Genomic DNA, 10,050 nt, shown 5'->3' with positions numbered 1-10,050 from the left:
CGCGTCATCCGGCAGCATGTTCTTGATGGCATCCCGCAATGCATTTAAGCGGGCCTCACGTTCGGTGATTTCTTCATTGGCTTCACCGTCTTTTGGTAGCGGACGGGGGATGCTTATGCCTTTTCCAATCAACTCATTCCGCAGTGCCTCCAGCCAGCGATGCAGGTGTAGTGTGGAATAGCAATCTTCTTCGTTGTAGCGCTCCACCGTATGGCTAATGGCTTCATCCAGGGTGGCATCGCCGATCTCCAGGCTGGATTGCAGAGCCCGCAATGCTTGTCCGGCTTCCTGTAATGGCGTTTTCCGTTCAAATCCATAAAATCGCTCCATCTCTTTGAGGGAATACGACTCTACACTGGCCCGGATGGCATGCCGTAAGATCTGGTACAGGTCGATGAACCGTTCGCCCCGCAGCAATTGATCCATCTCCTGGATGTGCGTATTGTGTTTGGTCATCAGCCGCTTGAGGGTCGCCGGTTCATAAGGTGCGAAGTGGTAAATATGCATATCCGGATATGCCTCCCGCCGTGCATGCAGCCAGTCGATCAGGTTTTCAAATTGTTCCTTTTCTTCCGCACCATTCAGTGCCCAGCGCGCCTGATAGGTCCAGTCCTGGTAATCATCTTTAAGGACAACCCCAAAGAGGTATTGCAGTCCACCATCTTCCAGGAAGCGATCGGATTCCAGGTCCAGGTAGACATCACCCGGGCTTGGTTCGGGAAGCAGAAGAAATCCTTTCCGGGGTGCTCCCTCATCCTGGATTACAGGCAGCAATTCATAGAGGTTTTCGTGTTGGGTTCTGCCACGGTCCTGGATATTGGCCTGCTGATGCAGCTTGATATAGGTCTCTTTTTGTCCGCGATGTGGGCGGAAGGTGGGCTCCTTGCTGGCCAGTTCTTTTAATTTGGTGATGCCATTACCGGATAATTCAGTGATCGCCATCCGCGATATGCCGGCGACATAGGTCAGGTGATCGTCGTCGCGGCGTTGCTTTTCACATCGCTTCCACCAGGTGCATTGTTCGCAGTGCGGGACCGGATCGGGATAGGAATTTACCAGTTCTTCCGTACCGATCATCGCTCCAAACTGCTTTTTGAGGTGACGGTAATACGCGGCGTAATTAGCATAGCGATAAGGCTCTTCTACAAAGGGGTGATCGCCGTGATCCGGATGTACGACATACATGAATTCCGGTTCACAATCCTGTATTTGCGTAAGCATATCGGTATAGACTGCCAACTGCATCACCGATCCTGCTTTCGTCTCCAGCGCCAGCTTGGTGTCCATCACCTCGTACGACCAGTCTCCCCAGCGACTCGGCTTATCCATTACTTTGCGCAGTATATCCGCGAATCCACCCCAGCCATTGTATTGCAGCAACCCCTGAATGATGTAGTCGGCTCCCTCCTGCATGGCTTGTAAAGTATCGGTATATGGCTTGTCTATATCTCCACGATTAATGTGAATAATACGTCTGTTTTTAGTCTCCAGGTGTCTTACATAATCTGCCTCAAAGCGACTTCCCCGCTCCATGATCAATTTGGCATACGGATCAGAAAATGGTGGTCGTTCAATTTTACTAAGACTCAATTCACGTTCCAGCAGCGAGAGATGACTGCAATGGATAAAGTGGTAAAGGTCGGTAGGGGCAAATCGGAAGGATTGATTATCGGATTGATAGCGCATGGGGCGTAAGTTCTATGGTTGGACGAATAAGAATGTATTTCATTCGACGGTGTTATACTACAACTTTAAAAAGAGGTAGGTATAAAAAACCGATACTAAGTTCAATCCTGATTGATCATAGATTAATCTGGTATGGATTTTTCTATAATAATATTGAGTCTACTCAGGAAATCAGAAAAGCACTAACACTTTCGATGAAACACTTCCAAACAATCCAATTTGGCAGGTCCTCTGCTTTAACGTACTTACCTAATGGGACCGTAGAGTAGCCTACGGCCCTGAAACCATATTCATTTGTACCTTTAATTAACTGGAAATTGAATGGAGGATTATTAAGTTTTCACTTTTGGCATACCTTCTGGAAATTACATGGCAACAGGAATGACTCTTATCCTCAATACTATTAAGTCTTCATCCTTTTTTTTTCCGTAAAAAAAGGATCAAAAAAACTCGTAACCCGCAAAACCCGCCCGAACGACGTTCAGTCGGGCTGGCTCACTTTAACGTCCTGTCATTAATTTTGGCTTACCTTTAATTCGAATTTCACTCATCCCCTCCTTGACGGCCACCCGCAACCACCGTTTTTCAACGGCAGTCAAGTGAGGGGTGTGCCCTAAGTTCGAACAGTTGCGGTTTACCCTAAAGCCCAATTTACTGTACTCCTATCTCACATTCTCCTCGACCCGAAATTGTTACAGTCCTTAGCGAAAAATGTTACACCAATCCAATATTTTAAAATTCCCTCTGCGAAACTCTGTGCAGTACTCTGCGTACCTCTGTGGTTCCCTTACCTATCCTTCTCTGCGTACCTCTGTGGTTCCCTTCACCCATCCTTCTCAAACAACTCATCCGGGTCCAAAATAGATTTGAAATCCAGCTGAGCCGGCTCATCGTCAGTGGGTAACTCTCCAACATCCCGCAATTTCCGTTCGATAGCCCGGCTCCGTACACTCACCTTATCCATGGAATCCGAAGCCTGTTTTAGTTTCGTGTTGACTTTTTCCAGGGTAGCGCCAAATTTGCCAAACTCCGTTTTGACCTGCGCCAGCAGCGACCACACCTCACTGCTTCTTTTTTCGATGGCCAGCGTACGGAATCCCATCTGCAGGGCATTGAGAAAGGCGGCCAGGTTCGTGGGTCCGGCGATGAGGATACGGTATTGTCGCTGCAGTTCTTCTGCCAGTTCGGGCTGACGGACGATCTCTGCATACAGTCCTTCGATGGGAACGAATAAAACGCCAAAATCCGTGGTGTAAGGCGGAGCGATGTATTTATCATGGATATCTTTGGCCATGCTGCGCACGGTACGCCACAATTCCTTCTGTGCCCGCTGGATGGTGTCCCCATCTCCTTCTTCATAGGCGTCGACCAGAACATAATATTTGTCCAGAGGGAATTTGCTGTCAATGGGCAGCCATACCTGGGGCAGGTCGTCGGAAGTGCCGGGGAATTTGATGGCAAACTCCACAAAGTTCGATGAATCCGGGATTGTCGCCACATTGACGGCATACTGATCACGGTTGAGGAGTTGTTCCAGGATATTGCCCAGTTGCAGCTCACCCATCACGCCGCGGGTTTTGACGTTGGTCAGTACTCTCTTCAGGTCACCGACGCCGTGGGCCAGGGACTGCATCTCACCCAATCCCTGTTGTACCTGGTTGAGTGACTCCTGGACGAGGCGGAAGGAATGACCGAGGCGTTCTTCCAATGTCTTCTGCAATTTCTCGTCCACCGTTTGCCGTACCTTTTCCAGTTGTTGGTTGTTGTCGGTGCGGATAGCTTCCAGTCGGGTAAAAACCTCTTTGCGTAGCTCGGAGAGCAGCAGCGAGGTGCGGTCCTGGAATTGCTCCAGGCGCAGGTTGGTCTGCTCTTTCGTGGTCTGCATCTCTCTGGTCATCGCTTCCAGTCGCTTGCCCTGCTCCTCCTGAGCACGGATGAGCTGGGTGGTGAGGTGCTCAAAATGATCTTTGGATTGCCGGGCCATTTCCTCCCGGTTGGCTTTGAACTCCGGGCCGAAGAGACCAAAGAGTCTGTTTCCCCATTCTTCCAGGGCGGTACGTGTGGATTGCAGCGGGTCCGGCTGCCGGCGAAAGAGCAGGATAATGACTAATAGTGCGGTGAACAGGCTAAGGACCAGGGTTAGGATTTCCAGGTTCATGGGATGATTGGTTGAATTTGGTTACCCCAATTTAGTTACTGAATACATTAAAAGAAAAAATAACACCAAAGAATCAGTTCCTTCCGTGATAGTCCTGAGCTTCTGGCAATAGTCACCCCCGAAGCATTGACCACTTGGTCACCCAGTAAGGTACCCAGCCGGTTTCCTTTGCTGTCAAACAGCCGGTCGCCAGACAACAATCCCAGTTGCCTGCCGCTCCCATCGTACAGCCGGTCGCCCTGGATCGAACCCAGCAGACGACCAGAGCCATTGTAGAGGCGGTCCTGATTCACCATACCGATTTCGATACCACTGGCATTGTAGAAGCGGTTGCTGGAAACGGAGCCAAGGAGGGTACCGGAAAAGGAGTAGATGCGTCCCATAAGCCAAAGTGTTCAGGTTCGATGATCAAACTGTAATCACCAAGGATATTACAATTATATTTTTATTCATTGCTTGGGCCTCTTGAAACAAATCAATAACAATTGATCACAGATCAATCTGTTATCTTTCGTTTGTCATCTAGGACAATCCTGCAGTAGCAAGCCAAATCTACTTTATATTTGTTCTTTTTATATTTTAGCACTCTTTTATTCTTCATTTTATACTTTGTTCCTACATTATATATTGCATATACTACCTAAGGCTATCATATAGGCACAAAGAAACAGGCTAAAATGTGACGAGAAAATTTAATAAATTACAAATGTCAAAATTCAAGACGCAGAGTTATTAAAGGTTAGATCTCTAATAGCGAACCTTCATTTATAGCAATGAATATCTCAACAACTAAGTGAGGATGTTAAGTAATTGCACATTGTTTGCTTCCTTAGGTATAGAGCATTCACCCAATCAAAGCACAATTCATAAAACCTACAATGAATATGAGAAGACAATTTACATCTGTATGTAGAACATATAACACTTCATCATACTATATAATAATAAGCTGGAGCGAAAGAAGCTGTGAAAGAAGCAGGTAAAATGATAATTTGGCAAATTGTACTTACCATTATCTTGATACTGCTTCTTGTAATCTATAAAGCTTGTGAGAATTAAGTCAATATAAACTACACTGTTTTATTAGATCCAGTAAAATTGCATCAACAAAACATTAATAATAAGATGAAATCCATTTTGGCAATTATATTAATACTTCTTTCTATAAATGCAAGCAGCCAGACTAAAGATCAGCAATATTACCTTGACATTTCAAAGGCCATTGGTTATTCGTATGGTGTCTTTTGGGCTCTGGAGTACATATCCGACACATATCCTGATCTTGCTAAGGAAGTGACCTTGTCGAAGATGCGCTTTAATCTGGCTTTTAGAACGACATTGGACGCAATGGAAGAAGAAATGGCCCAAGCAATGGAGATTACTGTCGAAGAATACAAGGAGAAGCTTGAAATACAAATGAAACCATTACTTAATTACGAGGGAGTTACCAGAAACGTGGCCATGGATTATCTGAATAACTTTACCAATAGCAAAATCAAAGGTAAAGACGAAACAACCGTAGAAAATATCAAAATCATATTAGCGCACAATCCGACTTATAGAAGTAACCCTTATACTGAAATAAAGGATGGTTTTATCCAAACCGTAGACACCAAAGACCATCCAAAATCCAGTGGATTAGAACTAAATTTAACCTGTCCGCTGAGTTGGAGTAAGAAGGAAGGAAAACGGCCGCACATTGTTTATTTATATGAAAGCCCGATCGGAGATTGCAGCTTTACAGTATTAATAAAAGATATGTATAAGGCACTATTAGAAGAAAACCCGAACTTATCACGTGAAGAGGTAAACTATTATAAATCACAGCAATTTGAATATGATTTAGCTGATGAAATGATCACCGAAGATTATGCAGAAGTATTTATCAAATCTCTTGGCCTATCGACCATTTTGAGTAAAAACTATAGAATAACTAAATTTGATGGTCAACCTGGAATGATCATTCAGGTCATGGGTACCATTTCAAGAGGGACAATAGATATGAAAACACAATTCATTTCATCAATCGTAATATATAAGCACTATTTTATCAATATTGGTGGCATGATATTCAGTTTTGAAAATGAATTACAATCGAATATCTCAAAGTATGAACCAGTTATAAATTCGATACTTAATAGTTTAATCATCCAAAATAAATGGAAGTAATTATGATTTGAATCTTCTAATCTTAAAACAACTAATCATGAAGAATATGAAATACATTGGGGCCATCGCATTATTTTCCGTTTCAGTTGTTGCATTTGGGCAAAATAACATTCAATCCTTAAAGGCTGCTGGCTTCAGAGTTGCTTGTCCATGCACATTAGTCGAAAATACTAATTTCATAAAAATGATAAAATCGCAAGGAAATGAAATACTTGGTGCGTACATCTGTTTAGAGAATAAAGATAACCCAGAATATGTAGCAATCACTAATATCAATATCAATGATCTTTCGGATAGTTATACCAGCTTGTTACCAAGCACTTATTCCCACTTTGAAAAACAATTTTTAGAGTCATATGCCAGCCAACTAGCTACCAGTGGTCTGGACTATAAGAATATAACTTATAAAGGCGTACCAGCACTCGAGTATTCATTTGAACAAATGGGGATACCTACAAAAGCGATCATATTCTTGAAAGAGAAGAAATCAATACTGATTCAAGTAGGATCAAGACATGATTTGATAACCAAATTCAATGCGCTAAAATTTTCTTTCGAAATAATGAATTAACAAAATATGAGACGATTATATCTAACCATATTGACCGCAATAATAGGTATTTCATTTGAAAGTTTTATATCACATTATTTCATATTTAATACCCAGTTATTATATATTATTGCATTCTTTGTTATATTACTATATATATATATAAAAAAGCAAACTAATTACTTTTTAATACTAATTTCCTCACTGTTTTTATTAATGATTGGGACTAAATACATATTAAAAGTAACTCACTTTAATAGGTCTGACAATAAAATATTATTAACAAAATATTCCATACTCAATAAGTATATATTGTACAACTTATATTATCAACTAAATTATAATAAATATTTATCACCCAAATGTTTTCAAAATCTTAGCACCCATCCTGAACTCAATCGCAACTTAACTGATTACTTTTGTCTTCCAGAGCTTATAAACTACAAGCCAAGTATATACAATGATTCAATAGTTGGTAGAATCAAATTGATAATTGACATTCTAAATCAACCCAAAAAGTATAACAGCTACAAACATATCGCCTTCCTAAATAATATTTATATTGATAACGATAAAGAGATATCAAAATTTGAATTCAATTTCGATAAGCTATCATATAACTTAAAAGCAGATACCTTTTATCAAACGAAATCATATCGTCCCTATAAGGATCTTGATTTTTTCCCTGCCACCATAATTGTCTCAGATACGATACTTAATAACAAATATGTATTTAAGACAGCATCATCTGGGCTTATAGGATTAGTTCAAGATTATTCAAAACTAAAGCAAAATAAAGAACTTCTAATATACAATGTATATAACTCCAATTACACTACATCTTGTGGATATGTAAACAAATTGGAAGACATAATTATCAATACCTATTTTGATAATTGTTATAGTTTTCACGGAGATCATGCAATAGTGGTTTACGGAGGAGAATACCAAGGGAGCTCATTAGGATCTAGATGGGAAGGGGGAGAATATGGAATTATAAATAAAGAGGGTAAATTTGTTGTAGACCCAACCTACAGTGAAATAGTATACTTATTCGATGATTATTATGCATATAGACTTTCTTGCGAGGACCAAAAAAAATGTTGGGCTATTGGAGATCCTTTAGGTACGTTACTAACACCTTTTAAATATCAATACATTGAAGTTTATAAGAAGCCTTATGTAAAGGGATGGCGATATCCAGATAACTATCTAATAAATATTAACGACAATTTTAAAGAGATTAAATTGCCTTCTGCTGCTTATGGAACAGATATTGAAAATAATATTTTGACATATCATACATGGAATGGAATCAATAGGTACTATAGTTTAGCAGAGCAAAAAGAAATATCGCAATTCGAGTTTAGTAAAATAACAAAACAACATCTATTCATATCAAATAAATTTAATAAGTTTGGACTTATAGATGCAAGAGATAATATCGTAGTACAATATAATTATGATGTTATTTCTGATTTTAAATATATTCAAGGCAATGATACTACAACCATGTATTATGCGAATATTAAAGGTGAGAAAAAATGTGAACTTAATTGCATAATAGATGGTGGCAAGACTGGAATTATAGATAAAAAAGGTGATGTCATAATACCACTAAACTATTTTTACATTAATTATGTAGATAACGCCAATGGCTTATTTATAACGGCTCCTGAAGGAGAATATGGAATTGGTTCAGCTGCCTATTATAGTTTCTCTTCAGGCTCTTTGGGTGTTATTGATAATATGAATAACTCTATTATTCCTAATGAGTATTATAGCGTAAAATTTATTGGCAATTACATACTATGCAATGACAATATTTGGTACGACTCCAATGGGAATTTATTAAATCAATGTATTGAATAGCAAAGTATAATGAACTTATCATGTTATTTATCTTCTTATTATTGAGTATGATGATCCTAAATCGATACGGTTTAATAAAAACTTCAGGAGAGGATGAAAAATTGGGGATTGGGATGTCTTTTGTCCTTTTATTCTGGCATTTATCTTTCAGGCGCTGTTCGTACTATTCATGGGAATGATTGGAGTCCTTTTAAGCATATTATTTAATTAACGGTACAATTTAATATTCAGTAAACGAACGGATTGTCAAGAAATAAAGAGGTTATTACAACTAAATAATCATATATGAAAACACTTTTGTCATTGATTTTAGCAACTTTTGCTTTTATTTTACATTTAAATGCGCAAATTATTGAAACTCGGATCGATGGGGAATTTGATGGCTGGGAAGGTGAAACTATTTTCAAAATGATGAACGGGCAGGTTTGGCAACAATCATCATATTCCTATTTGTATCATTATGCTTATTCACCTCAAGTGATGATATACAAAACATCAGGTGGCTATGTGATGAAAGTTGACGGCGTAAAGGAAACCATAAACGTCGTGCAGATTAACTCGAGCAATTCATACAATCAATCTTCAAACTATCAGTACAGTGAAGTAATCACATTGCTTAGAGGAGCTTCTATATTTGCTCAAGACGTTGATAATACATTTTTAGGTACACTGACTAACGAGTTAAATTTAAACTCTATTTTCAATGAGATCGGAACATATGGTAGCATTATTTCTTCAAATAGCATATGGAATGAGATTGGAAAATTTGGCAGTGATATCAGTGCTTACAGTGCATTTAACGATATTGCCTCTACCCCTCCTATGATAGTTAAAAATAGAAAGATAATTGGATATTTGACCGTTAATGAGATTATTTATGGGGGGATTTCTCCCTATATTTTGAAAGCATTAAAAGATGAGTTTTAATAATATCAATTAAAACTCATCTATCGATATCGCTTCTAGATGAACATATTGATTGTGGTACCGCTTTAATTTGATCTTCTCTAGAACATATCTTGATTACCTATGGATTCGCAGTGGAGGTGTAGCCTTCCCGAAATTAGGACACGTTTAAAATAGACAGATTCAAATTTATTTGATTTTTGTAATTCAATGGTGACAATCCATTCAGTCTACTATGTGGATGATTCAAATTGTAATATTCACTCCATTCTTCGGACAGTTTGCGCAACCGTTCGAGATCTTCGAATAAGTAGGGATCCAGTACATCTTCTCTGAATAATCAGTTGAATCGTTCGGTATAAGCGTTTTGCATTGGCTTACCTTGCTGAATAAATAGGATGTTTATATTCAGGTCTTTACACCAAATGGTAAAGGTGTTTCCCCGGAACTCCGGACCGTTATCTAAACGGATTGCTCGCGGTATGCCTCTTTCCCATACCAGTTCAATCATGATCCGAACGACGCTTTCACCACTGTGTGAGTAATCAGCCTCGATGCTTTCTCGGGGAAGGCAACATTCTCGGGGAAGGCAACAAAATACATATGTAATAACGAGATTGAGATTGATCTGTGATCAAAAATACCGATCTACTACCTTTGGTGGGGTGCAAAGTTTCTTTGTTTCAGAATCCACTTTCATACTTTCACA

At 39.6% G+C, this 10,050-nt stretch carries 9 protein-coding genes; 4 read left to right on the top strand and 5 right to left on the bottom strand.

Translation table 11 applies throughout. The features are described from left to right. The 3 genes from H6570_21935 to H6570_21925 form a co-directional block, all read right to left on the bottom strand. The coding region (locus tag H6570_21935) for a TM0106 family RecB-like putative nuclease (GenBank protein MCB9321957.1) at nucleotides 1-1,686 on the bottom strand (1,686 nt) is incomplete at its 3' end. Nucleotides 1,687-2,509: 823 nt separating this feature from the next. Then, nucleotides 2,510-3,844: a DNA recombination protein RmuC gene (gene rmuC / locus H6570_21930; protein MCB9321956.1), complete on the bottom strand. Its 1,335-nt coding sequence runs from the start codon at nucleotides 3,842-3,844 to the stop codon at nucleotides 2,510-2,512. Nucleotides 3,845-3,891: 47 nt separating this feature from the next. Continuing rightward, on the bottom strand, nucleotides 3,892-4,227 hold the full coding sequence (locus tag H6570_21925; protein MCB9321955.1) for a hypothetical protein: 336 nt from the start codon (nucleotides 4,225-4,227) through the stop codon (nucleotides 3,892-3,894). A 742-nt stretch (nucleotides 4,228-4,969) separates the two neighbouring features. On the opposite strand from H6570_21925, the gene H6570_21920 reads away from it, so the two are divergent. From H6570_21920 to H6570_21905, 4 genes are all read left to right on the top strand, one after another. After that, nucleotides 4,970-6,013: a hypothetical protein gene (locus tag H6570_21920; GenBank protein ID MCB9321954.1), complete on the top strand. Its 1,044-nt coding sequence runs from the start codon at nucleotides 4,970-4,972 to the stop codon at nucleotides 6,011-6,013. Between the two features lie 37 nt (nucleotides 6,014-6,050). After that, complete coding sequence (locus H6570_21915; protein MCB9321953.1) at nucleotides 6,051-6,584, top strand: hypothetical protein; 534 nt, start codon at nucleotides 6,051-6,053, stop codon at nucleotides 6,582-6,584. Nucleotides 6,585-6,875: 291 nt separating this feature from the next. Then, nucleotides 6,876-8,435, top strand: coding sequence for a WG repeat-containing protein (locus tag H6570_21910; GenBank protein ID MCB9321952.1), 1,560 nt, complete (start codon nucleotides 6,876-6,878; stop codon nucleotides 8,433-8,435). Nucleotides 8,436-8,720: 285 nt separating this feature from the next. Next, a complete protein-coding gene (locus tag H6570_21905) occupies nucleotides 8,721-9,362 on the top strand; it encodes a hypothetical protein (protein ID MCB9321951.1) in 642 nt (213 codons plus the stop codon). 136 nt (nucleotides 9,363-9,498) lie between these two features. On the opposite strand, the gene H6570_21900 is transcribed toward H6570_21905, so the two are convergent. Beyond that, nucleotides 9,499-9,630 carry a hypothetical protein gene (locus tag H6570_21900; GenBank protein ID MCB9321950.1) on the bottom strand — a complete coding sequence of 44 codons (132 nt, stop codon included), beginning with the start codon at nucleotides 9,628-9,630 and terminating at the stop codon, nucleotides 9,499-9,501. 51 nt (nucleotides 9,631-9,681) lie between these two features. Next, nucleotides 9,682-9,852 (bottom strand): transposase family protein, encoded by a 171-nt coding sequence (locus tag H6570_21895; protein ID MCB9321949.1) that lies wholly within the window; start codon nucleotides 9,850-9,852, stop codon nucleotides 9,682-9,684. Between the last annotated feature and the right edge of the window lie 198 nt (nucleotides 9,853-10,050).

The sequence above is a fragment of the Lewinellaceae bacterium genome (assembly GCA_020636135.1).
In the GTDB taxonomy this organism is placed as follows: domain Bacteria; phylum Bacteroidota; class Bacteroidia; order Chitinophagales; family Saprospiraceae; genus JAGQXC01.
The sequence above is the reverse complement of the archived record's forward strand: the minus strand, read 5'-3'. Positions and strand labels throughout refer to the sequence as shown.

Bases quoted from the DNA above. Each gene is read 5' to 3' on its own strand.
- H6570_21905 (MCB9321951.1), top strand. From the start codon at position 8,721: ATGAAAACACTTTTGTCATTGATTTTAGCAACTTTTGCTTTTATTTTA.
- H6570_21925 (MCB9321955.1), bottom strand. From the start codon at position 4,227: ATGGGACGCATCTACTCCTTTTCCGGTACCCTCCTTGGCTCCGTTTCC.
- H6570_21895 (MCB9321949.1), bottom strand. From the start codon at position 9,852: ATGATTGAACTGGTATGGGAAAGAGGCATACCGCGAGCAATCCGTTTA.
- H6570_21920 (MCB9321954.1), top strand. From the start codon at position 4,970: ATGAAATCCATTTTGGCAATTATATTAATACTTCTTTCTATAAATGCA.
- rmuC (MCB9321956.1), bottom strand. From the start codon at position 3,844: ATGAACCTGGAAATCCTAACCCTGGTCCTTAGCCTGTTCACCGCACTA.
- H6570_21915 (MCB9321953.1), top strand. From the start codon at position 6,051: ATGAAGAATATGAAATACATTGGGGCCATCGCATTATTTTCCGTTTCA.